At 64.9% G+C, this 21756-nt stretch carries 26 protein-coding genes; 13 read left to right on the top strand and 13 right to left on the bottom strand.

What is annotated here, in order from left to right:
* The first annotated feature begins 167 nt into the window (after positions 1 to 167).
* Positions 168 to 1631, top strand: a complete 1464-nt coding sequence (locus tag BMW72_RS01455) for a cryptochrome/photolyase family protein (protein WP_092106507.1) — start codon at positions 168 to 170, stop codon at positions 1629 to 1631.
* Positions 1632 to 1637: 6 nt separating this feature from the next.
* On the opposite strand, the gene BMW72_RS01450 is transcribed toward BMW72_RS01455, so the two are convergent.
* From BMW72_RS01450 to upp, 4 genes are all read right to left on the bottom strand, one after another.
* Positions 1638 to 2336, bottom strand: a complete 699-nt coding sequence (locus tag BMW72_RS01450; RefSeq protein ID WP_092106505.1) for an SDR family NAD(P)-dependent oxidoreductase — start codon at positions 2334 to 2336, stop codon at positions 1638 to 1640.
* A 253-nt stretch (positions 2337 to 2589) separates the two neighbouring features.
* Complete coding sequence (locus tag BMW72_RS01445; RefSeq protein WP_092106823.1) at positions 2590 to 2988, bottom strand: MarR family winged helix-turn-helix transcriptional regulator; 399 nt, start codon at positions 2986 to 2988, stop codon at positions 2590 to 2592.
* Positions 2989 to 3392: 404 nt separating this feature from the next.
* The gene (locus tag BMW72_RS01440; RefSeq protein ID WP_092106503.1) at positions 3393 to 4097 is read right to left on the bottom strand and encodes a winged helix-turn-helix domain-containing protein; all 705 of its coding nucleotides are present in this window, start codon (positions 4095 to 4097) and stop codon (positions 3393 to 3395) included.
* Positions 4098 to 4621: 524 nt separating this feature from the next.
* The gene (gene upp, locus BMW72_RS01435) at positions 4622 to 5254 is read right to left on the bottom strand and encodes a uracil phosphoribosyltransferase (protein WP_092106501.1); all 633 of its coding nucleotides are present in this window, start codon (positions 5252 to 5254) and stop codon (positions 4622 to 4624) included.
* Positions 5255 to 5298: 44 nt separating this feature from the next.
* Here upp and tadA point away from each other — a divergent pair, with 44 nt between their 5' ends.
* Positions 5299 to 5766: a tRNA adenosine(34) deaminase TadA gene (gene tadA, locus BMW72_RS01430; RefSeq protein ID WP_206750223.1), complete on the top strand. Its 468-nt coding sequence runs from the start codon at positions 5299 to 5301 to the stop codon at positions 5764 to 5766.
* A 3-nt stretch (positions 5767 to 5769) separates the two neighbouring features.
* Here tadA and BMW72_RS01425 read toward each other — a convergent pair whose 3' ends face one another.
* Positions 5770 to 6732, bottom strand: coding sequence for a cation diffusion facilitator family transporter (locus BMW72_RS01425; protein WP_092106497.1), 963 nt, complete (start codon positions 6730 to 6732; stop codon positions 5770 to 5772).
* Between the two features lie 92 nt (positions 6733 to 6824).
* On the opposite strand from BMW72_RS01425, the gene proC reads away from it, so the two are divergent.
* Positions 6825 to 7673, top strand: coding sequence for a pyrroline-5-carboxylate reductase (proC, locus tag BMW72_RS01420; protein ID WP_092106495.1), 849 nt, complete (start codon positions 6825 to 6827; stop codon positions 7671 to 7673).
* A 24-nt stretch (positions 7674 to 7697) separates the two neighbouring features.
* On the opposite strand, the gene BMW72_RS01415 is transcribed toward proC, so the two are convergent.
* The 3 genes from BMW72_RS01415 to BMW72_RS01405 form a co-directional block, all read right to left on the bottom strand.
* Positions 7698 to 9074, bottom strand: coding sequence for a MinD/ParA family ATP-binding protein (locus tag BMW72_RS01415; RefSeq protein WP_092106493.1), 1377 nt, complete (start codon positions 9072 to 9074; stop codon positions 7698 to 7700).
* A 114-nt stretch (positions 9075 to 9188) separates the two neighbouring features.
* Positions 9189 to 9860: a potassium channel family protein gene (locus BMW72_RS01410; protein WP_092106491.1), complete on the bottom strand. Its 672-nt coding sequence runs from the start codon at positions 9858 to 9860 to the stop codon at positions 9189 to 9191.
* Complete coding sequence (locus BMW72_RS01405) at positions 9853 to 11337, bottom strand: TrkH family potassium uptake protein (protein WP_092106489.1); 1485 nt, start codon at positions 11335 to 11337, stop codon at positions 9853 to 9855. The genes BMW72_RS01410 and BMW72_RS01405 overlap by 8 nt, the downstream gene beginning before the upstream one ends.
* A 50-nt stretch (positions 11338 to 11387) precedes the next feature.
* Between BMW72_RS01405 and BMW72_RS01400 the strand changes: the two genes are divergently transcribed.
* From BMW72_RS01400 to BMW72_RS01385, 4 genes are all read left to right on the top strand, one after another.
* Positions 11388 to 11834: an ArsR/SmtB family transcription factor gene (locus tag BMW72_RS01400; RefSeq protein WP_092106487.1), complete on the top strand. Its 447-nt coding sequence runs from the start codon at positions 11388 to 11390 to the stop codon at positions 11832 to 11834.
* A 109-nt stretch (positions 11835 to 11943) separates the two neighbouring features.
* Positions 11944 to 12042, top strand: coding sequence for a 30S ribosomal protein bS22 (locus BMW72_RS01395; protein ID WP_003792170.1), 99 nt, complete (start codon positions 11944 to 11946; stop codon positions 12040 to 12042).
* Between the two features lie 93 nt (positions 12043 to 12135).
* Positions 12136 to 12405, top strand: a complete 270-nt coding sequence (locus tag BMW72_RS01390) for a glutaredoxin family protein (protein WP_092106485.1) — start codon at positions 12136 to 12138, stop codon at positions 12403 to 12405.
* Positions 12402 to 12701, top strand: a complete 300-nt coding sequence (locus tag BMW72_RS01385) for a Dabb family protein (RefSeq protein ID WP_092106483.1) — start codon at positions 12402 to 12404, stop codon at positions 12699 to 12701. The genes BMW72_RS01390 and BMW72_RS01385 overlap by 4 nt, the downstream gene beginning before the upstream one ends.
* 80 nt (positions 12702 to 12781) lie before the next feature.
* On the opposite strand, the gene BMW72_RS18595 is transcribed toward BMW72_RS01385, so the two are convergent.
* Complete coding sequence (locus tag BMW72_RS18595) at positions 12782 to 12919, bottom strand: hypothetical protein (RefSeq protein ID WP_166787771.1); 138 nt, start codon at positions 12917 to 12919, stop codon at positions 12782 to 12784.
* Between the two features lie 364 nt (positions 12920 to 13283).
* Here BMW72_RS18595 and BMW72_RS01380 point away from each other — a divergent pair, with 364 nt between their 5' ends.
* A complete protein-coding gene (locus BMW72_RS01380) occupies positions 13284 to 13778 on the top strand; it encodes a nitroreductase/quinone reductase family protein (protein WP_092106481.1) in 495 nt (164 codons plus the stop codon).
* Positions 13779 to 13842: 64 nt separating this feature from the next.
* Here BMW72_RS01380 and aspS read toward each other — a convergent pair whose 3' ends face one another.
* A complete protein-coding gene (gene aspS / locus BMW72_RS01375) occupies positions 13843 to 15171 on the bottom strand; it encodes an aspartate--tRNA(Asn) ligase (RefSeq protein WP_166787770.1) in 1329 nt (442 codons plus the stop codon).
* A gap of 76 nt (positions 15172 to 15247) precedes the next feature.
* On the opposite strand from aspS, the gene BMW72_RS01370 reads away from it, so the two are divergent.
* The 5 genes from BMW72_RS01370 to ccsB are packed head-to-tail and all read left to right on the top strand — an operon-like array spanning position 15248 to position 20020.
* Positions 15248 to 15892 (top strand): histidine phosphatase family protein, encoded by a 645-nt coding sequence (locus BMW72_RS01370; protein ID WP_092106477.1) that lies wholly within the window; start codon positions 15248 to 15250, stop codon positions 15890 to 15892.
* Complete coding sequence (locus BMW72_RS01365) at positions 15889 to 16503, top strand: TlpA family protein disulfide reductase (protein ID WP_092106475.1); 615 nt, start codon at positions 15889 to 15891, stop codon at positions 16501 to 16503. The genes BMW72_RS01370 and BMW72_RS01365 overlap by 4 nt, the downstream gene beginning before the upstream one ends.
* Positions 16500 to 17261 (top strand): cytochrome c biogenesis CcdA family protein, encoded by a 762-nt coding sequence (locus BMW72_RS01360; protein WP_092106473.1) that lies wholly within the window; start codon positions 16500 to 16502, stop codon positions 17259 to 17261. The genes BMW72_RS01365 and BMW72_RS01360 overlap by 4 nt, the downstream gene beginning before the upstream one ends.
* Positions 17245 to 18957, top strand: coding sequence for a cytochrome c biogenesis protein ResB (gene resB / locus BMW72_RS01355; RefSeq protein WP_092106471.1), 1713 nt, complete (start codon positions 17245 to 17247; stop codon positions 18955 to 18957). The genes BMW72_RS01360 and resB overlap by 17 nt, the downstream gene beginning before the upstream one ends.
* Before the next feature lie 46 nt (positions 18958 to 19003).
* Positions 19004 to 20020 (top strand): c-type cytochrome biogenesis protein CcsB, encoded by a 1017-nt coding sequence (ccsB, locus tag BMW72_RS01350; protein ID WP_092106821.1) that lies wholly within the window; start codon positions 19004 to 19006, stop codon positions 20018 to 20020.
* A 78-nt stretch (positions 20021 to 20098) separates the two neighbouring features.
* On the opposite strand, the gene BMW72_RS01345 is transcribed toward ccsB, so the two are convergent.
* The 3 genes from BMW72_RS01345 to BMW72_RS01335 all read right to left on the bottom strand — a co-directional run bounded on the left by BMW72_RS01345 (position 20099) and on the right by BMW72_RS01335 (position 21751).
* Positions 20099 to 21103 (bottom strand): o-succinylbenzoate synthase, encoded by a 1005-nt coding sequence (locus BMW72_RS01345; RefSeq protein ID WP_241983974.1) that lies wholly within the window; start codon positions 21101 to 21103, stop codon positions 20099 to 20101.
* Positions 21104 to 21164: 61 nt separating this feature from the next.
* Positions 21165 to 21419 (bottom strand): hypothetical protein, encoded by a 255-nt coding sequence (locus tag BMW72_RS01340; protein WP_092106469.1) that lies wholly within the window; start codon positions 21417 to 21419, stop codon positions 21165 to 21167.
* Complete coding sequence (locus BMW72_RS01335) at positions 21416 to 21751, bottom strand: DUF7882 family protein (RefSeq protein ID WP_092106467.1); 336 nt, start codon at positions 21749 to 21751, stop codon at positions 21416 to 21418. Before BMW72_RS01335 ends, BMW72_RS01340 begins: the two co-directional genes overlap by 4 nt.
* Positions 21752 to 21756 lie beyond the last annotated feature (5 nt).

Raw genomic sequence — 21756 nt, 5'->3', positions numbered from 1 at the left:
CGCCAGCTCCCAGTTGCTCTGGGCTACGGAACAGAAGGTTGGGGGTTCGAATCCCTTCGGGCGCACAGGTTTAGCCCCGTTCGACCTAGCGTCGAGCGGGGCTTTTTTATGCCCACCCTCTTGCCGGCCTCCGGACGGGCACAGGCCGCGTCCATAGACTCGGTGGCATGCCTCCTTCACGCTTTCTCTTCGCCGATCAGCTCGGCCCGCACTACGACGACGGCGGGCCGATCGTGCTGGTCGAGGCGACGGCCGTGCTGGGGCGACGCACTTATCATCGGGCCAAAGCCCACCTCATTCTGAGCGCCCTCCGCCATCGCGCGCGGGAGCTGGGTGATCGCGTCGAGTTGCTGCACGCCGAGCACTACCGGGATGTGCTCAAGGGTCGAGATCTCGAGGTGGTCAATCCCACCTCGTGGGGTGCGCGGGCGCTGGTAGCCGAACTCGGGGCATCCGTTCTGCCGAGTCGGGGCTTCGTCACCAGCGAGCAGGATTTCGCCCATTGGGCCGACGGCCGGCCAGCATCACGTCTCGTGATGGAGCAGTTCTACCGACACGTGCGCACGAGCACGGGAATCCTCATGCGCGGCCCGGAGCCGGAGGGCGGGCGCTTCAACTTCGATCACGACAACCGGCAGCCGCCCCCGAAAAATGCCGTCGGTCTCGGCCTGCCCGATCCGTGGGCTCCCGTCGAAGACGACATCGACGAGCAGGTGCGCCGAGACCTCGACCGTCTCGTCGCCGAGGGGCGAGTGCACTTGATCGGAGCGGATGGCCCGCGCCGGTTCGCCGCCACCCGAGCGGAAGCACTCGCGGCGCTTCACGATTTCATCGAGACGCGGCTGTCGGACTTCGGGCCGTTCGAGGACGCCTCGCTGATCGGGGACAGCACGATGGCCCACTCGCGGCTGAGCGTTCCGCTCAACCTGGGCCTGCTGCATCCGCAGGAAGTCATCGACGCGGTCGTGGAGGCTTACCACTCCGGCCAGGCGCCGCTGGCCAGCACCGAAGCCGTGGTGCGCCAGGTCATGGGCTGGCGGGATTGGGTCTGGCACCTGTATTGGCACCTCGGCGAGAACTACGTTGCGGAGAGCAACTTTCTCGCCGCCCACGAACCGCTTCCGCCGGCCTTCCTGGAGTTGAACGGTGATGCCGTCGAAGCGCGGTGCCTGAGCCACGTGCTCGATGAGGTCTCTCGCACCGGGTGGGCGCATCACATTCAGCGGCTGATGATTCTGGGCAATTGGTCGTTGCAGCGCGGGTACGAGCCGTCGGCACTGTCGGATTGGTTCATCAATGCCTTCGTCGACGGAACGCCGTGGGTCATGCCGGCCAACGTCGTTGGCATGTCGCAGCACGCCGACGGCGGAATCGTCGCGACCAAGCCGTATGCGTCCGGTGGTGCTTACATCTCGAAGATGACCGATTTCTGCGGGAGCTGCCGGTTCAATCCCAAGATCCGGCTGGGGCCGGAGGCCTGCCCGTTCACCGCCGGGTACTGGGCATTCCTCGATCGGGTGGAGCCGCGCATCCGCGGCAATCACCGCATGGCCCAACCGCTCGCCGGCCTGCGGCGTCTCGTGGACCGCGACGCAGTCGTCGCTCAGGAGCGCGAGCGCACCAACTGGTAGCGCGTGCTACGACGTGAAGGCGGTGCTCGGCAGGTCGCGCTCGCCGGCGACGATCGCGTCGACAACGCGACGGGCCACATCCGCTGGGCTGAAGCCGGCCGGCAGTCGCGGGGTGGAACCCTGGATCGGTCGTGTGGCGAGTCCGGTTTCGGTGTGGCCGGGACGGGCATCGAGAAAGCGGATGCCGTCCCGACGCAGTTCACGTCCCGCCGCTTTCGCAAATGCGGCGAGTGCGGCCTTCGAGGCCGAATAGGCCGCCATGTTCGCCGTCGGACTCTCACTGACGACTCCGCTGAGCGTCAGGAAGAACGGGTCACGGTGACTGCCGGAGGACTCAGCCAGGGCGGGATAGGCGGCGCGGAGTAAACGCATCGGCGCAGTGGCGTTCACGGTCATCAGCGTGTCGATTGTGTCGTCTGAAACCTCCGCCATCGGTCCGAAGGCCACGACTCCAGCCGCGTTGACAACGCCGTCGAGGCGCCCGTGCGCGTTGAGGGACGCGGCCACGAGCTGGGCGGCCGTCTCCGGCTCAAGCAGATCTCCGGTGACCCGCGCTGCTGCGATACCCAGACTTGCCAAGCGCTCGGGGGTGCGTCCGTGCAGGGTGAGCAGGGCGCCCTCCGCGCTGAGAATCTGTGCGATTTCGCGGCCCAGACCCCCGGTGGCGCCGACGACGAGGATGGAGGAACCGGCGAGAGAAGTCATACCTTCAGCGTAGGCGGGATGCTGTGTGGTTGCGCAAGATTAGGCTTTCCACCCCCAAGCTGGGCTAACATCGGCAGATGTGAGTAAAATTCACTAGTTTGCATTCGTTCTGATTTGCACAATCCGATACGTGCTTGTGCCTGAGTTTCTCACCGGGCAATGTTCGGGCGCCCGGTGAGGAAGGCATTCCTGCGAGGGACTGCCTCGGTGGGGCGAGGGGTAGGGCCCTCGTTCCATCGCCCCATCCCCGGGGTCACTCGGGGGGCGCTGAACCGTCGCCTGGGCAATCAACGCGCAGCTTGTCACAGAGTGCTGTCAGCTGTTCCAGCTCGGTCTCGCTGAGGGTTTCGCCGATGCGCGCGGCGATTGAACCCATGTGGTCGACGGCCACCCGCCGAAACAAGGCCAGCCCGGCATCCGTGAGCTCGACGATGGCACCGCGCCCGTCGGTCGGGTCGGTGTGTTTGTGCAGGTATCCGCGCGAGACGAGCCGGTCCACGAGGCGGCTCACGCTCGGTTGGGTCAGCAGCACGTGTTGGTTGAGTTCACGCAAGCGGATGCGCCGGTCCGGCTGCCGAGACAGGTTGAACATCACGTCGTATTCGTTGAGTGAGATTTCCTTGGAGGGAAAATTCGCTGCCAGACTGCGCATGATGGCCACCTGGGCCCGAAACAGGGATTCCCACGCGCCCACCGCGATCGTTCGATCCACCACCTGCGGCTCCTCGCCTCGTTCACCACGTCGTTCTCCAAGGATAGAGACTTGGGGAGGCCGGCGGGCACCGGACGTGCTGTGGGTGCTGCATCCGCTTGAGTGGGAAACGGTCAGGTGCTTGGCATGAAACTCGCAGGTGATTTTCTGAACGAAAGGTGGCGCCCGTTACCTATTCGTTATATGTTTTAGGTGCGTCAACCGTTTGCTGTGGCGGACGACGTGAAATGTGATTGCAGGACACTCTTGGTGCAAGGGAAGAGGGTCAGTCGTAGCCTCTGCGACTGGCCCTCAATCACGTTAAGCGGCCCTGCACCTACCGGCGTCACACCGGCACGAATGGTTTAGAACAGGTCGGGGCTCGGCGTGGTCGACTGGCGAATCGCGACGTCGGCGTGACGGTCGAAGCGGTAGCCGACGCCGCGCACGGTACGCACGATGTCTTCGTAGCGGCCGAGCTTGGAGCGCAGACGACGAACGTGTACGTCGATGGTGCGTTCGTTCGGGGTGTCTTCATCGTCGGCGGAGTTCCACAGGGAGGCAATGATCTCGGCACGGTCGATCGTGCGGCCCTCACGCAGCACCAGGTACTGCAGCAGCTCGAACTCCTTGTAGGTCAGCGCGGCCGTCTCGTTGTCGAGAATGACGCGCTTGCGGGAGATGTCCACGACGACGCCGCTGCGGGCGCGGTCCGGTTCCTCCGGCTCAGTGCGGTGCGCAGCCAGAGCGGCCGGGTCCTGCAGGGCCAGTCGCACGACGTCCACGTCACGGCCGCCGGCGCCCTCGGGGGCCAGGGCGACGGCGGCGTACGTTTCGGCCGAGGGGGCGAGGTCGGCGGCGAGGGCCTTGAGCGCCTCCACGATGCGATTCAGGCTTGTACCGGCTGCGGCCGCCTTGGCCTCGTCGATGCCGACGTAGAGCACGAAGCCGCGGGCCTCGGTGCCGGTCGGTACGGCGCGAATTCGGGGAGCGGCAACCGGCGGAGCCAGGGTGAGATCCGGGCGGTTGAACGGGGTAGGGCGGGTGGCGTGGATGTGTGCGAGAGACATGGGGGTCCTTGACTGTTTGATCGAAGGGAGCCCGACGGGAGCGCGAAAGCGCGATGTTCGTCGTAGAAGCTCCGGATGGCCCGCAGGGCCGGAGGTCGAGTGCTTCAAACAAGCACTCGGGGCGTCGGCCTGACCGTTCAGAGGTAAGTCAGGCAGGGACGCGGAGAAAAGTCTCGGTTAGCGGCACATTCGGCAACAGCGGATGGCGGGAGTGCCGGCCATCAGCATGGCGGCAGTCCCGGGGGCCTCGAGGGAGGTCAGGGGGCGTGCGCTGGTTGTCATAACTGCGAGTAAAGCGGAATGTGACGCTGTGTGTCAATTCGATGTCGCGGTATGTCTCCGGATGACGCGCATCACGTTCGCGCGGCCACGCCCATTTAGGCGATTCCAAGCACAATCACGTTTTTGTGAAATATTCCGTACTGAATTCGGCTGTTGTCAAAGATTATTGATCTGAACCCGGCCTGGCGTGTCGCCGGTCGCAGAACCTGCGTGCGCCCGGCCGGGCTTGGTGGGTCCGGCCGTCAGACCAACCCGTACAGGCGGTCTCCGGCGTCGCCGAGGCCGGGCACGATGTAGCCCTGCTCGTTGAGTTTCTCGTCGACGGCGCCCAGCACAATGGTCACTTCTCGGCCGGCCAGGGCTTTCTCGACGGCGGCGAGGCCTTCCGGCGCGGCCAGGATGCAGATGGCCGTCACGTCGACCGCGCCGCGGTCGAACAGAAAGTTGATGGCGGCGATGAGCGAACCGCCGGTGGCAAGCATCGGGTCGAGCACGAAGCACTGCCGATCTGAGAGATCATCGGGCAGTCGTTCGGCGTAGGTCGTGGGCTGCAGCGTCTCTTCGTTGCGCGCCATGCCCAGAAATCCGACCTCGGCGGTCGGCAGCAGCTTGACCATGCCCTCGAGCATGCCGAGGCCGGCGCGCAGAATCGGTACGACGAGCGGCTTCGGGTCGCTGATGCGCACACCCTGCGCGGCCGACACCGGCGTCTGTACGGTGACCGCCTCGACGCGCACGCCGCGCGTGCCCTCGTAGGCGAGCAACGTCATGAGCTCTTCGACGAGCGATCTGAACAGCGGCGACGGCGTGTCCTTATCGCGAAGCACGGTGAGCTTGTGCGTGATGAGCGGGTGGTCGGCAACATGGACTCGCATAGGCTCAATTCTACTAGAGGCACTCCTACGGTTTGAGGTGACAGATGCGCGCTCGAGATCAGCACACCGAGTGGATGCTGCTCGCCCTGGCCGAGGCGCGCGCGGCCTTGATCTCCGACGACGTTCCCGTCGGCGCCGTCATCGTCGATGCTGCGGGCACGGTGATCGGCCGAGGCCGGAACGAGCGGGAACTGCATCAGGACCCCACCCTGCACGCCGAGGTCGTCGCCATTCGGCAGGCCGCTGCACACACCGGCGACTGGCACCTGACCGGCGCCACCCTGATCGTGACGCTCGAGCCCTGCGTCATGTGCGCCGGTGCCATTCTCGCCGCACGGCTGCCCACCGTCGTGTTCGGCGCCTGGGATGAGAAAGCCGGAGCGGCCGGAAGCGTTTACGACGTGCTGCGAGACCGTCGACTCAACCACCGCGTCGAGGTGTTCGCCGGGGTCAACGAGACCGAGTGCGGGGCGATCCTGCGCGCGTTCTTCGAGGATCCCGCGCGGCGCTGACTCCTATTCGAGTCCTTTGATCACGAAGGTGTCGGTCGGCGGATTGGCCAGGTTCGGGTCGAAGAAGATATCGGGCTCGAGATAGATCGTGCGCGCGAGCGGCACCGCGGTGCGAATGCGGCTTTCGACGGCATCGATGTCGGCGGCGATGTCGGCAAAGCGGTGCTCGCCGTCGAAGGCGAGCTTGGCGCCGACCAGAATTTCATCCGGGCCCAGGTAGAGCGTCTTGAGATGAATGATGCGTTTGGTCTCCGGGCCGTCGAGAATAGCCGCTTTGATCGCGTCGAGGTCCTTCTTGCTGGCCCCCTCGCCCACCAGCAGACTCTTGGTCTCGATGCCGAGAATGATCGCGACGAGCACGAGCAGTGCGCCAATGAAGAGCGTTCCGATGGCGTCCCAGATCGGCTCACCGGTGATGACGGTCAGGCCGACACCCACGAAAGCGAAGGCGAGGCCGGTGAGGGCCGCGACGTCTTCGAGCAGCACGACCGGCAACTCGGGCGCCTTGGCGTGGCGGATGAACTGCACCCAGGACTCGTTACCGCGCACATGATTCGATTCCTTGATCGCGGTGCGCAGAGAGAAGCTTTCGAGCACCATGGCGATAGCGAGCACCAGAATCGGCAGCCAGGCATTCTCTAACGGATGCGGGTGCTGCAGCTTATCGAAGCCCTCATAGAGCGAGAAGACACCGCCGATCGAGAACAAGATGATCGACACCACGAAGGCGTAGACGTAACGTTCCCGCCCATAGCCGAACGGATGCTCCAGGTCGGCCCGCTTCTTTGACTTGCGACCGCCCAGCAGCAGGAGCAGCTGATTGCCGGCATCCGCTACCGAGTGCACCCCCTCGGCGAGCATGGAGGAGGAACCGGAAAAGGCCCAGGCTACGAACTTGGTGACGGCGATGCCCAGATTGGCCGTGAATGCCGCGACGATTGCCTTGTTCCCACCCGATGCGCTCATAAAATCATCTTAGAACTGCACGCAGGATCACCGACGCACGCCTCCGGCGCACCGTTTCGGGCACCCGCGGCGCAGAAAAGTAGACTGGTCTAATGACTTCTCCCCAGAATGTGACTCTGCCCACGATCGCCTTCCTCGGCGCCGGCTCCATGGCCCGCGCCATTCTGGCCGGTCTGCAGAAGCCCGGCGTGACCGTGAACGGCGGCATTCGTGTCACCAATCGCACCGCGGCGAAGGCCGCTGAGCTGGCCGGCACCGAGGGCGTCACCGCCTACGCCACCGAGGTCGACGCCTTCGCCAACGTCAAAGCCGTCGATGGCGCCCAGATCGTCATCATCGCGGTCAAGCCCTACATGGTCGCTGATCTGCTCGCCGAAATCGGCGCCTCCCTCGCGCCCGGTACGCTCGTGTTGAGCGTCGCGGCCGGAGTTACGATCGATACCTTCGAGTCCCTGCTGCCCGACTCGGTGCACGTCATTCGCACCATGCCCAACACTCCGGCCATCGTGGGCATGGCCGTCACCGGCATCAGCGCCGGCACCCGGTCGAGCGAGGCGGACCTCACGCTCGCTAGCGCCCTGTTCGCCACCGTCGGCGACGTACTGGTCGTTCCGGAGAGCAAGCTCGACGCCCTCAGTACCATCTCCGGCTCCGGCCCGGCCTACGTGTTCTACCTCATCGAACAGCTCACCGAAACGGCTATCAGTAAGGGCTTCACCCCCGAAGAGGCCGCGGTCATGGTCAACGGCACCTTCCTCGGCGCGAGCGCGCTCCTGGCTGTGTCCGACAAGTCGCCGAGCGAACTGCGCCGTCAGGTCACCAGCCCGGCCGGCACGACAGAGCGGGCCGTGGGGGAACTGGAAAAGGGCGGTCTGAAGGAGCTGTTCGACACCGCAACGGATGCCGCCCTCGCGCGCGCCAGGGAACTCGCCGCCTCCTAGAACGGGCCCAGAACGCTGCGCGCGCTACAGCCCTTCGGCGGTAGCGGCCGTCGCCTGCAGCCACGCGGCGCGGGTGCGCGGCGCCAAGGCGTCGATATTGAGCGGGCCGCCACCGACCAGTGAAGCGTCGTAGGGAACGTCGACGACCGTGCGGGTGAGCTGGCGAAAGTGGTCGTGCAGACGCTTGGAGAGCTGTTCGTCGGCGGTTTTCGACGGCGACGCGAGCACGGTCACCGCTTGGGCGACCTTGGCGGCGTGACCCTTTTGCCGCAGACCGTCGATCAGTGATGCCGCACCGTAGCCGGTGTCTTCGCGGATGGTCGACACGATCACCAGCTGGTCGGCGGTATCGACGGCCGCTTCCCAATTGCTGGCCCGCATGTTGTTGCCGGTGTCGATGACGAGCACCCGGTAGAAGCGGCTCAGCGTCGTGTGGAGTTTGCGAAAAGCGTCGTCGTCGATGCTCGCGGCACCCGCCGGATCGAGGTCGGAGGCGAGCGCGTCGAACTGGGCATCGCCCTGCGAACGCACATAGTTGTCGAGGTCGCCCACCCGGGAACGGGCATCGCCGAATCGGTCGAGGTCGCGCAGCAGGTCCACGGCCGTATTGGTGTGCCGGGCGGCCTGGGCGCGCACACCCAGGGTGCCCATGGTCTCGTTGTTGTCCCAGGCGAGGGTGTATCCGCCGCGGTAGATGCCGAACGTGGCCGCGATGAGCAGAGTCGCCGTCGTCTTGTGCGCTCCACCCTTGGGATTGAGCACCACGATCGTGCGTGGGCCGTTCAGGCTGCGCTGCACGGCCGCGATGGCGGTGCGCTGTGCGCGTTCAGCGGAACTCGGCGTTGGTGAGACCAGCCCGCCGCTGAGGCGTCGGAGCACGCCCTGCCAGCCCTGCTCGGCGGGTCCGGCGGGTGCCGGTGGCCGCGAGCTGAGAAAGTCGGCCAGGTTGGGCGCGACAGGAGCGGCGAACGTGGGCGCAGCATCCGCTGGGGGAGTGAGCAACGATTCGAACAGGGCACTTGTCGGCGCAGCGACGGGAGGCTGCACCAACGTGGCCGCCGGTGTCGGTGCGTGGGTCGGCGGCACAACCGGGGGTGGAAGGACGCCCGCCGTCGGCCGGCTCGGGAGCACGACCGGACCGGCCGACTCGACTCGTCCGTTGGGGTGCACGGTCAGCGGCCATTCGCCCTGCTCGTCACTGACCTGCAACAGAACGGATTGCCCGCGATTGCGAGCGGTTTCGACCACGAGGCCGATGATCTCCTCGCGAACGCCGGCTTCATCGGTGCCGGTGACGCGGTGCCTGGAGCCGTCAATGGTCACCTCGCCCGTCGTGTCGGTCTGAACTGCGGCGACGATGTCGGCCGTCGTATTGGTGAGAGCGGGCACGTCGGGTGACATGGGAGAGCCTTTCCGTCCACGCACACCTCGTCAGCGCGCAGCCACGGGTGAACTGCCTGAGAAATGTCCGTAGTAGGAGAATAGCCGGTCGAATCCCCCGAATAGGGGGGAGCGTTACGAACCGAGAGCTGCGAACCGTTCGATATCGGCCTCGGCGCCCGACACGATGATGAGGTCGTGGTTGGAAACGACGGTCTCCGCGGTCGCGTAGGTGAACGGCTGTCCGGGGCTCTTGACGCCGACGACGGTGACGTTGTACTTACGGCGCACCGCAGAATCGACGAGGTTGAGTCCGCGAATCGCCTTGGGTGGGTACATCTTCACTAGGGCGAAGTCATCGTCGAACTCGATAAAGTCGAGCATGCGGCCTGACACCAGGTGGGCGACGCGCTCGCCGGCTTCCGCCTCGGGGTAGATGACGTGGTTGGCGCCGATACGTTCGAGAATCTTGCCATGAGACTTGGAGATCGCCTTGGCCCAGATCTGCTGAATCTTCAGGTCCACCAGATTGGCGACGATCAGCACGCTGGCTTCGACCGAGGAACCGGTCGCGCAGACGGCGATGGAGAAGTCCTGAGCGCCGATCTGTTGCAGAGCCTCGAGCGAGCGGGCATCCGCCTGAACGGCGTGGGTCACCCGCTCCGACCACTTCGAGACGAGCGCCTCGCTGGTGTCGACGACGAGTACCTCGCGGCCCAGCCGGTCGAGCTGACCGGCGGTGGCCGCGCCGAAGCGTCCAAGTCCGATGACGAGCACGGGGGCGTCGTGTTTGATGCGGTCAACCAACGATGGGTCTCTCTTCCGGGCGTTTGAACAATTGCCTGCTATGACTCGCGGCCAGTGCTGCCGCGAGAGTCACTGTACCAACGCGGCCCATGAACATGGTCGCCGCCATGACATAGACACCTTCCGGCGGTAGATCGCCGGTAAGCCCGGTCGACAACCCACAGGTCGCGAACGCGCTGATCACGTCGAACAGCACCAGGTCGAACGGTTGTTTCGAGATGTGCAGAATGAGGATGCTCGCAACGGCCACGGTGGTGGCCCCCCACAGTACGACGCTGACCGACAGGCGCAGAATATCGCTGGGAATGCGGCGACCGAAGGCCTCCATCTCCTGCTTGCCGCGGGCTTCAGCGAAGGCGGCGAGAAAGAGGATGGCCAGGGTTGTGACCTTGATACCGCCCGCGGTCGACGCTGACCCTCCTCCGATGAACATGAGCATGTCGCTGAGCAGCAAACTCGATCCGTTCAGATCGCTGATCTCGATCGTGGCGAAGCCGCCCGACCGGGTCATCACCGACATGAATAACGATTGAAAGATGGTATCGCCGGCATTGAGCGACCCGAACGTGTTCGGATTATCGAACTCGAGGACGATGTACAAGACCATGCCGAAGACCATCAGGGCCACCGTCGTCACGAGGGTGAGTTTCACGTGCACCGACCACCGACGCGGGCGGCGCCAGCCACGCGCGAAGGCGTAGATCACCGGAAAGCCGAGGCTGCCGAGAAACACGCCGATCATGAGAGCGCCGAGAAACCAGTAGTCGTCCGCGAACGGTGCGAGGCCACCGATGTTCGGGTTGAACCCGGTATTGGTGAAGGCCATTGCGGCGTAGTAGAAGCTGTGCCAGAAGGCTTCACCGAGAGGCACGCCGGCCTGCAGCATACGAGGAAAGAGCAGCCCTGCGACCGCGATCTCGATGACGATGGCGCTGATCGCGACGGTGAGCAACAGGCTGCCGACCTCGCCAAGCCGAACGGTCTGGCCCTCATTGACCGGCCCGGCGTGAATGCGCGAGGGATTGGAGTCGCTCGCCGCCATAAGTTTGGCGCGCAACCCGAGTCGGCGTGAGATGACGAGTCCCATCAGCGACGCGAGGGTGAGCACGCCGATGCCGCCGATATTGACGCCGACGAATACCAGAATGTTGCCGAACGGCGACCAGTGGGTGGCCATGTCAACCGTGGCCAGGCCGGTGACACAGATGACCGAGACGGCGGTGAACACGGCATCGTGCAGCGGCGTGATCGCACGATCCGCCGAGGCGATTGGCAGGGAGAACAACACGGTGAATACCATGATGAGCGCTGAGAACACCAGGATCGCGAACCGCGATGGCGACTTGTGGGCGAGCGAATCCACGCCATCCCGAACCCGCACCAAAAGGGAGACCGGGCGCGGAAAAAAATACTCGGTTCCACTTCGAGACAACACCTGGAACCCCCGATTGACCTGCGACCATTGCCAGTTTGACATGGTACTACCCGGCGGTGGTGATTAACCAGCAGTAATGACTACCCTGAGGTATGGCAGACATCTTCACCGTGGTGGCGGACTCGGCGCGACGGGACATCTTGCGCATCCTTTTAGAGCGTTACATACCCTCCGGTGAAACCCGCGGCGAACTGAGCGTGTCCGACATTGTCGGCCATCTCGGACTGAGCCAGCCCACCGTCTCGAAGCACCTCAAGGTGCTGCGCGAAGCCGGCCTGGTCACCGTGCGCGAAGACGGCCAGCACCGCTTCTACCGACTCGAATATGCTCCGCTCGAAGAGATTGAGGATTGGTTGATTCCCTTCCTCAGCGTCGACTTCGATCAGGCCGTCAAGGGCGCCGAGCCGGAGACCGACGCCGGTTTGAAAGACGAGCAGCGTGCGTTCGCCTCCGCCATCGGCAAGGCCTTCGCCGACGCCTCACAAATGTCGCATGTCGTCAAAGATGCCACCGCCAAAAAGTGGCGCAGAAACGGCTAGATCAGCCCCGATCCGGCGGCTGAGTAGTTGGAGCCGGTTTTGTCCGGTAGAATGGTGTTTTCGTGTCAGTCGCGGGCCCCGCGACTAAACCAATACTTGTGAGGTCCGTGTGGGTTCTGTAATTAAGAAGCGACGCAAGCGTATGGCGAAGAAGAAGCACCGCAAGCTGCTTCGCAAGACTCGCCACCAGCGTCGCAATAAGAAGTAGATCGTTCTATAAGCAAAGCGCTAGCCCTTCGGGACTGGCGCTTTTTGCTTTCCGGCGACCGGGCACCGGCACCGAACGTCGTAGGCTGGAACAATGGCCACCGCACACCTGACCCTGATCGGCAAGCCCGGTTGTCACCTCTGCGACGACGCACGTGACCTCGTCGGCAGTGTCGTCGCCAAGCTCGAAGGCGTCGCGGCAGCACCCACGATCACTTTCGAGGAACGTTCCATCCTCGATGACGCCGAACTGCACGAACGCTATCTTGAGGACATTCCGGTGCTCCTCATCAACGGCAAGGTGCATAATTACTGGCGCATCGACCCCGTGCGCCTGCGCAGTGCTCTACTGGAGGTCTCATGACCATTCGCCACATCGTCTGCTGGAAACTGAACGCTCTCACCCCGCGCAGAAAGGCTGACGACGCTGCGGGCATCGTGGCCGGCCTCGAGGCTCTTGTGGGCGTCGTTCCCGAAATTCGTGCGTTGACCGTGGGACCGGATGTTGCCGGTGATGACAACTGGGACGTCGCGCTGATCGCCGATTTCGACGACCTCGACGCGCTCGATCGCTACCAGAAGCACCCAGAGCACAAGAAGGTCGGCGCGTTCATTCGCACCGTTGTCGCCGACCGTCTCGCCGTCGACCTCAAGGTCTGACAGCGCCACCGAGCCGTGAGTTTCAGCTCAATTCTCGCGAAAAACGGGTCGAGACTCACGGGTCGGCGAGCTTCGGCGAACTAACGGAGGCGGGGGAGACGGCGCACGAGCAGCAGGAGCGCGCCAAAGCCCAGCACGATCAGGGCAGCGGATGCCGTACCTCCGGTCGTGACGCCGCCGCCGGCGATGGCCAGGAGTGTGTTGTCGCTGTCGATCACCCGGGGCGGCGCCTATGGACTCCAGCTGCGAGCCGCGAAGCCGGAGTCATCCTTCGTTTTCAGCGCCCCTACCTACTGCCATTCGCGGGATCTGCCCGTGGTTGGCGCGCCGTGTTCGCACATAGTCGCAAAAACGGCTTTAGCCACTGTCCCGAGGCGCGATTCGCCGGTAGGGTCGCAATCGGCGGGACGGATCCTGCCGAGCGACGCCGTACAGGTGATTCCGGCTGAGGGAGACAATGACCATGGGCGCTCGACCCGACACTCGACGTCTTCGCCGATGCCGCTCGCCTCAAACGGTCGCGATGGTGCCAGCGCCCGACTGTGAAGCCGTCGGTGCGGTATCCGCTCAGGAAGAGTCATCATGACCGCAGAGCGCAAGGCGCCGCTGCCTCCGCGATGGTTCATCAAGCTGGCGTGGAAGGTTCACCGTGGCCTGTACCGAGCAACAGGGGGACGCCGCGGCCTCTGGCCCGCCCGAGTCGACAAGTGGGGCACACTGCGCCTCACCACGATCGGGCGCCGCAGCGGTCAGGAGCGACCGGTAATCGTCGGCTACCTCGACGATGGGCCGAACCTGGTGACCATGGCGATGAACGGGTGGGGTGAGGGGGAACCAGCCTGGTGGCTCAACCTGCAGGCTCACCCGGAGGCCGACGTTCAACTCGCTCACGGTCCCCGTCGGGTGGTCGCGCACGCTGCGACCGGCGCCGAGCGCGATCGGCTGTGGGACCGTTGGCGCACCCTCGACAAAGAACTCGATAACTTTGCGCGTCGCCGGTCAATGGAGACGGCCGTGGTGGTGCTCGTCCCCGCAACGAAAAGTGCAGCTGCCGAGCCAGATCGCCGCAAGCCGTGAGTTTGCCGGCGAAAAACAAGCCAACACTCACGGCTCGGTGAGCCCTGAAGTTTGCCCTAAAGGCTTAAGGCTCGAGGCGCGTGGGGCCGCGGAAGAGGTAGGTGACCTCCCGAATCGAGGCCTGGTGCAGCATGAGCATCAGCACGCGGGCGAGGCCCATGCCGAAACCGCCGTGGCTGGGTACGCCGTAGCGGAAGAAGTCGAGGTAGCCCCCGATCTCCTTCGGGTCGAGACCCTTTTCGATCGCCTGGGCTTCGAGCACCTCGATGCGGTGCTCGCGCTGGGCGCCGGTGGAGATCTCGGTGCCGTTGAAGATGAGGTCGTAGCTCTTGGTGATCGACGCGTCGCCCTCGTGACGCATGTGGTAAAACGGGCGGATGCTCGAGGCGTAGTCGGTGAGGAACACGAATTCGTGCCCATACTTCTCGGCCACGTAGGCGGCGATCTGACGCTCGCCCTCCGGGTCCATGTCGTCGTCGTCGCGGGGAACCTCGTAGCCGCGGCTCTTCACGATCTCCTTGGCTTCGGCGAGCGGGATGCGCGGGAACGGCGTGCTCGGAACGGTCACCTCAACGTCGAACAGGGCCTTGACCTCGTCGCCGTGCTTCGCTTTGACCGCGGTGAAGCCGGCGACCATGAGATCTTCGTGCAGCGCCATGACGTCGTCATGGCTGTCGATCCAGCTGATCTCCGAGTCAATACTGGTGAACTCGGTGGCGTGGCGGCTCGTGAACGAGGGGTCGGCGCGGAACGCCGGGCCCACCTCGAAGATCTTGCCGAAACCGGCCGACTGGGCCATCTGCTTGAAGAACTGTGGGCTCTGCGCGAGGTACGCCTTGGTGTCGAAATAGCCCACCTCGAACAGTTCGGCGCGCGACTCGCTCGCACTGGCCATGAGCTTGGGGGTGTGCAGCTCGATGAAGTCGTGCTCGATCCAGTACGTGCGCAGCGCGTGCTCGAACGTGGTCTGGATGCGGAAGATGAGGTTCTGCTTCGGGTTGCGCAGGTCGAGGAAGCGCCAGTCCATCCGCTTGTCGAGGCTCGAGTCGGCCGCGATCGGCGTCTCGGGAATGGCAGCGGACACCACCTCGAGGGTGGCGAGCTTAATTTCGATGCCGCCGAGCTTCACTCGCTCGTCGTGTTTGAGCTGCCCGGTGACGGTCACGAAGGTGCCCTGGGCGAGGCCCGAGATGCTCGTGGCCGGCTCGTCGGCGACAACCTGGCCGTCGGCATCCGTGCTGCGGGGATTGACCAGCTGCACGGCACCGGATTCGTCGCGAAGCACGACGAATTGCACCTTTTTCTGGTCGCGCACCGTGTCGACCCAACCCGACACCGAAACGGTGCCGTCATCGAGAGCGGACAGGTTCTTGATCAATACGCGCGAAGTCACTATTCGAGTTTAGCCGGAGCTGTCGCGGGCCGCTCTCACGGCGGATTCTAGGCTGGCCCCTCCGTAGACTGGTCGGGTGGTAGCCAGTCAAGTGCATCTCGTGCGTCACGGTGAGGTTTTGAACCCCGATCGCGTGCTCTACGGACGGCTGCCGAACTATCGGCTCTCTGAGCGGGGCGTGCTCATGGCGGCCACCGCCGCCGAGGAACTGGTCGAACGCGGCCGCGCCGTCGTGCGCGTCATCGCGTCGCCGCTGCAACGCGCGCAGGAATCGGCCGCGCCGATCGCCGCGGCCTTCGCACTGTCGATCGACACCGACGAACGGCTCATCGAACCGACGAACGCGTTTGAAGGCAAGCGGATGCGCGGCCCTGACGGCGCGCTGCGCGACCCTCGCAACTGGCCGGCCCTGATCAACCCGCTCCGGCCGAGCTGGGGCGAACCGTTCCGCTCCGTCTCCACCCGCATGCTCGCGGCTATCGACGATGCCTGGAACTCGGTCGATGAGGGTGACGTTGTGCTGGTCAGCCACCAATTACCGATCTGGATGGTGCACCGCGCGCTGGTCCACGAACGCCTCGCCCACGATCCGCGGAAACGCCGCTGTGACCTGTCGAGCATCACCACGGTCTCCTGGCACGGCGACCACTTCGCTGAAACCGCCTATGCCAGTCCGGCACTGGCTCTTCTCGACCCGAGCAATGATGTGGGTGCTGTATGAAACGCCGTCTCTCTTCACTGATTGCCCTGGCTGCCGCTGCCTTTCTGCTCACCGGTTGCTCCTCCGACCCCCTCGCTGACCAGTACCGGGAAGGCTCGAGCAAGGGGTTCATCGCCGGCGACGGCAGTGTGACCGAGATCGCCCTCGCCGATCGTGGCGAGCCCATCGACTTCTCTGGCGTGACAGAGACGGGTGAGACCGTGTCGAGCACAGACAAGCTCGGTGAGGTTCTCGTCGTCAACTTCTGGTACGCGAGCTGCGCGCCGTGCCGTGCCGAGGCATCCGATCTGCAGAGCATCAACGCGCAGTTCGAGAACGAGGGCGCGAGCTTTCTCGGAGTGAACGTGCGTGACCAGGCCCCGAACGCCCTCGCCTTCAACGAGACCTACAGCGTTACCTACCCCTCGGTGCTCGACGTGGACACCGGCGCCATGCAGCTCGCCTTCAGCGGCAGCATTCCGCCCAACGCTGTGCCGACCACCCTCGTGCTCGACGCCGAAGGCCGGGTCGCGGCGCGCATCCTCGGCCAGCTCACCTCGCCGTCCATTTTGGAAACCCTGATTCGCGACACGATCGCGGAGAGCCCCACCGAGACCAGCAGCACCGAGTGAACAATCCCTTCGGAGAGATCGTCTTCAGCGGTCAGCTGCTCTTCGCTATCCCCATCGCCCTGCTCGCCGGTCTGGTTTCCTTCGCCTCCCCGTGCATCCTGCCGCTCGTACCCGGCTACCTCGCTTATATCGGCGGCTTCACCGACGGACGCACCGGCGCCTCGAAGCGGGATCGGCGCGGTCGCACCCGGCTCCTCGCCGGGGTCGGCCTGTTCGTGCTCGGCTTCACCGTGGTGTTCGTACTCACCGGCGTGGTGTTCGGTGCCGCCGGATTCTGGCTCAACTCCTATCGCGACCTGATCACGCGGCTCGCCGGCATCGTTGTCATTCTGCTGGGCCTGGTCTTCGTCGGCCAGTTCGGCGCGATGCAGCGCACGATCAAAACCAACTGGCGTCCGAAAATGGGCCTGGCCGGCGCTCCCGTGCTCGGCGCGGTGTTCGCGGTGGGCTGGACCCCCTGCACCGGCCCGACCCTCACCGCCATTAACTCGCTCAGCCTCGGCACCGGTTCGCCCTGGCAGGGCGGACTGCTCGCGCTGTTCTACTCCCTCGGCCTCGGAATCCCGTTTCTGCTGATCGCCCTCGGCCTCAACTGGGCCACTGGGTCCGTCGCATTCCTGAAACGGCATATACGTGCCATCAACCTGTTCGGCGGGGTTTTGCTCGTCGTCATCGGAGTACTCATGGTGAGCGGCATCTGGAACACCTGGCTCCTCGACCTGCAAGGGGTGATTGGCAGCTTTGTCCCGGCCATCTGACCACATCGATTCCCGCCCGCAAACGCCGCAGGCCGGCGTCGTGCAGCCCAAGCTCGGCATCACGGGCTGGTTGCGCTGGTTCTGGCGTCAGCTCACGAGCATGCGCACCGCCCTGTTCCTGCTGCTGATGCTCGCCATCGCCGCCATACCCGGATCGCTCGTGCCGCAACGCACGTCGGACCCGAACGGCGTCACCCAGTATTTTATCGACCACCCCGACCTGGCACCGGTGCTCGACACGGTGCAGGCCTTCGACGTGTACAGCTCGGCCTGGTTCTCGGCGATCTACCTGCTGCTGTTCATCTCACTCATCGGCTGCGTCATTCCGCGCACCAAGCACCACTTCCAGGCCCTGCGCGCCAAACCGCCGACCACCCCGGCACGCCTCGCCCGCCTGTCGGGTTTCACCACTCGCGACGCACCGGCCCACACGGATGCCGCCACCGCCATCACGCACGCCCGCACCCTGCTGAAATCCAGCGGCTACCGCGTCGCCCGCTTTGACGCAGCGAGCGAGTCATCCGTTTCAGCGGAGCGCGGCTACCTGCGCGAGACCGGCAACCTGCTCTTTCACGCCGCTCTCGTGGGCGTTCTGATCACCGTCGGCTTCGGCGGCGGTTACGGCTTCAGCGGCCAACGCGTGTTGGTCGAGGGCCAGACCTTTGTCAACACCCTGCTCGCCTACGACTCCTTCAATCCCGGGCGGTTCTTCGACGACGCCACCCTCGACCCGTACACCCTGAACCTGGACGACTTCGCTGTCTCCTACGAACAGCAAAACCTACAGGCCTACGGGCAGCCGATCGACTTCACCGCCGACGTGACCGTCACCCCCAAGGGTGGCGCCGCCGACCCCGGCGTCGTCAAGGTGAACGCACCGCTGCGCACGAACGGCACCAACATCTACCTGCTCGGCAACGGGTACGCGCCGACCATCACGGTCACCGCCCCCGACGGCACCGTCGTGTTCTCCGACTCGGTGCCGTTCTTGCCGCAGGACGCCAACTTGACCTCACTGGGCATCGTGAAAGTTCCCGACGGCCTGGCCGAGCAGCTCGGCATGATCGGCTTCTTCTACCCGACCCAGGACAAAATGGCCTCCGGCGCCAATTTCTCCAGCTATCCCGATCTGGAATACCCGTTGCTCACCCTCAACGTCTACACCGGTGATCTCGGACTCGATGACGGTGTACCGACCTCCGTGTATGCCCTCACCACCGACACCCTGACGCAGCAGACCGGCGGCGCCACCGGCGTCGACTCGATCGAGCTCAAGCCGGGCGCATCGGCCGAGCTGCCGAACGGGCTCGGCACCGTCAGCTTCGTCGACAACGACCCGGCCGCCTCCGCCGCCGGCGATTTCTCCCAGTCAGTTTCGCGCTTCGCGAGCTTCGACATTCACCACGACCCCACCCAGGTCTGGCTGATCTCGTTCTCCGCGCTCGTTCTGTTCGGCCTGTTCACCGGACTACTCGTGCCGCGTCGCCGGGTCTGGGTGAAAGCCAGCACCCGCCCCGACGGCAGCGTGCACCTCGAATACGCCGGCCTCGCCCGTGGTGACGACCCGGCCCTCGAAGCCGCCGTCACCGCCATGGCCGACCGTCACCTCAAACTGTTGAAGACCCACCAACCCGTCGTCGCCACCCCCGAATCGCCCCGAAGAGATGACCTAGGCTTACATCGTGAATCTGACTGATCCCGCACTGCTCAACTCGTACTCGCTCTACGCGCTGTACTCGGCGATGGCCGTCTACGCCCTCGCGTTCATCGCTTTCGCCGTTGACCTCGCCCGTCGCTCGAGCGCCGTCGACGCCATCGAGGCGGCCGACCTGGTCGAAGTGGATGCCGCACCCGCGTCCGGCGCCGCCGCATCCGCTGGCAGCACCCGTACCCTCGCGCGACCGGCCCTGAAACAGCCCGTGCTGCGCCGCATCAGCGCCCGCATGGACAACGATGCTGCCCTGCCTTATGGGCGGTCATCGAGCTTGCGCGTGGGAGTCGCCCTGACCGTGCTGGCCTGGGCGCTGCACCTCGCGGCCACCATCATGCGCGGCTTCGCAGCCAACCGGGTGCCGTGGGCGAACATGTACGAGTTCGCCATGACGGGCACCCTGCTCATCATGACGGTGTTCCTGATCGTGCTGATCCGGTCAGACCTGCGCTTTCTCGGCACCTTCGTCACCGGCCTCGTGCTCGTGCTGCTCGGGGTGGCCGCCCTGCAGTTCTACGTGGAAGTGGCCCCGTTGCCGCCGGCGCTGCAGTCGGCCTGGCTGGTCATCCACGTCTTCGTAGCGTCCCTGGCCACCGGAATGTTCGCGCTCGGCTTCGCGCTGTCGACCGTGCAGCTGCTGCAGTTCAGGCGGGAGAACCACGTACTCGAGGGAACGGCCGCGCCGCGCGGAGCCGTCTCATCCGCTCTTCGCTTGCGCTTCCTGGCCACGCTGCCGTCTTCAGCGACGCTGGAGAACCTGGCCTACCGCATCAACATCATCGGCTTCATTTTGTGGACCTTCACCCTCATGGCCGGCTCAATCTGGGCCGAACAGGCCTGGGGTCGTTACTGGGGCTGGGACACCAAAGAGGTGTGGACCTTCATCATCTGGGTCATCTACGCCGGCTACATTCACGCCCGCGCGACCCGCGGCTGGCGCGGATCACGCTCAGCCTGGCTCGCAATCATCGGATTCTCCGCCGTCATGTTCAACTTCGGCATCGTCAACGTGTTCTTCAAGGGACTGCACGCCTACTCCGGACTGTAACCCGCGCGAGAGCGGGCATAGCGTTGTTTCGACCGGGTTGAAGCAACAATTTTCCCGCTTTCGCGGTATGAACTTGCGCTAGGCACCGGCGACGAGCGCGTGGGTTCGAGCTAGGCGCGCGAGCCACCAGTCGCGGCGTTCCGGGCTGGCGGCGTGCTGCGTCAGCAGTGCCGCATCGGGAACGACCCGGCGCACAGGGACAGCCCCGTTGACCGGAAGCAGCGGTTCACGGGTCACGTCGTCGGCGAGCAGCGAGGCAGTGCCGAGGCCGCAGTCGAAATACAGTCCGGGAACGGATGCCGCGAGGTGGGCGCCCATGGACAGCCCGACCGAGGTGTCGAGGGCGCTGGAAACCACGACCGGCAGCCCGGTCTGGCCGATGATGGACAATGCGGCGCGGATGCCGCCGAGCGGCTGAGCCTTGATCACCAGGATGTCGGCGGCACCGGCTCTGGCGACGGCGAGCGGGTCGCCGCTCTTGCGCACGCTCTCGTCGGCGGCGATCGGCACGCTCAGGTAGGCGGTGCGGTGGCGAATCTCGGCGAGTTCGGGCACGGTCATGCAGGGCTGCTCGACATACTCGAGGTCGAAGGCGCTCAACGCGTGAATGGCGTGTTCGGCTTCGTCGACGTTCCACAGGCCGTTCGCATCGATGCGGATGCGTCCCTCAGGGCCGAGTACGCGGCGCACCTCGGCCACGCGGGCCACGTCGTCGGCGAGGGTCTGATCGGGGCTGGCCACCTTCACCTTGGCGGTTCGGCAGCCGGGAAAACGAGCGAGCACCTCAGCGACCTTGTGCGCGGGAACGGCCGGCACGGTGGCGTTGACCGCAATGCTTGTGCGCAGTGCGTGCGGAGTGGGTTGCCAACCGAAGTCGATGGCGGCCCGGAGCCAGTTCGCGGCCTCGGCATCGTCGTATTCACCGAACGGCGAGAACTCGGTCCACCCTTCGGGCCCCTCCAACAGCAGCGCTTCACGATTGTCCAACCCGCGAAACCGGTCGAACAGTTTCAGGGAGACAACGTGCGCGGAACCGAGAAGCTCTTCCAGGGGCGGGACCGTGGCATCCAGTGAGGTCATCATGGTTCCAGTGTGTCAGCCTCCGGCTGGGTAGACGGCCAGCGCCGCACTAATCCTCTTCGCCCTAGTCCTGCTCATACAATTCGTCGCCGTCATGGTCGTGGTCGACGCCGTTCGGTTTCACGTTGACCATGGCCACGGGAATGCCGGGGGCGATCAGTAGGTAGGCGTCTTCGAAACGACCCTCGCCGCTATTCACCCGCAACCAGAAGGGCAGGCCGACGGCGAGGGCCCCATCGATCTCGACCTGAATGGATTCGATGGAACGACCGCCGAGCGAATAGGGTTTGCCGCCGTAGACGATGTCGATTCGGTTCATAGTTCGTCCTTCGCGGAGCTGGATGGTGACGCCGGCGAGCGGGGTTCCGGAACGATCTGTAATCCGACGGAGGAATTGGCCGTGGCCATGAGTGCTTCGATCCAGTCCCGGTTGAGCGTGGGCGAACGACTGCCGAAGTATTTATAGGCGATGGAAATGCCGGGGTGCAACCAGATCGTGCTGCGCCCGTCCCCGGCCTGCGGGTCGTCGCGCCAGCTGAAATAGAACGATTCGCCGCGGCGCAGTTTGGCACCGATGACGACCTGGATATGAGCCAGGATGCGATCGTCGAAGTCCGCGGTGAGGGTCGAGTCGTAGGTCAGTTTTCCCATGTCTC

Source organism: Cryobacterium luteum, assembly GCF_900110125.1.
GTDB lineage: Bacteria > Actinomycetota > Actinomycetes > Actinomycetales > Microbacteriaceae > Cryobacterium > Cryobacterium luteum.
Note: the sequence above shows the minus strand (reverse complement) of the source record. Positions and strands in the feature narration are given on the sequence as shown.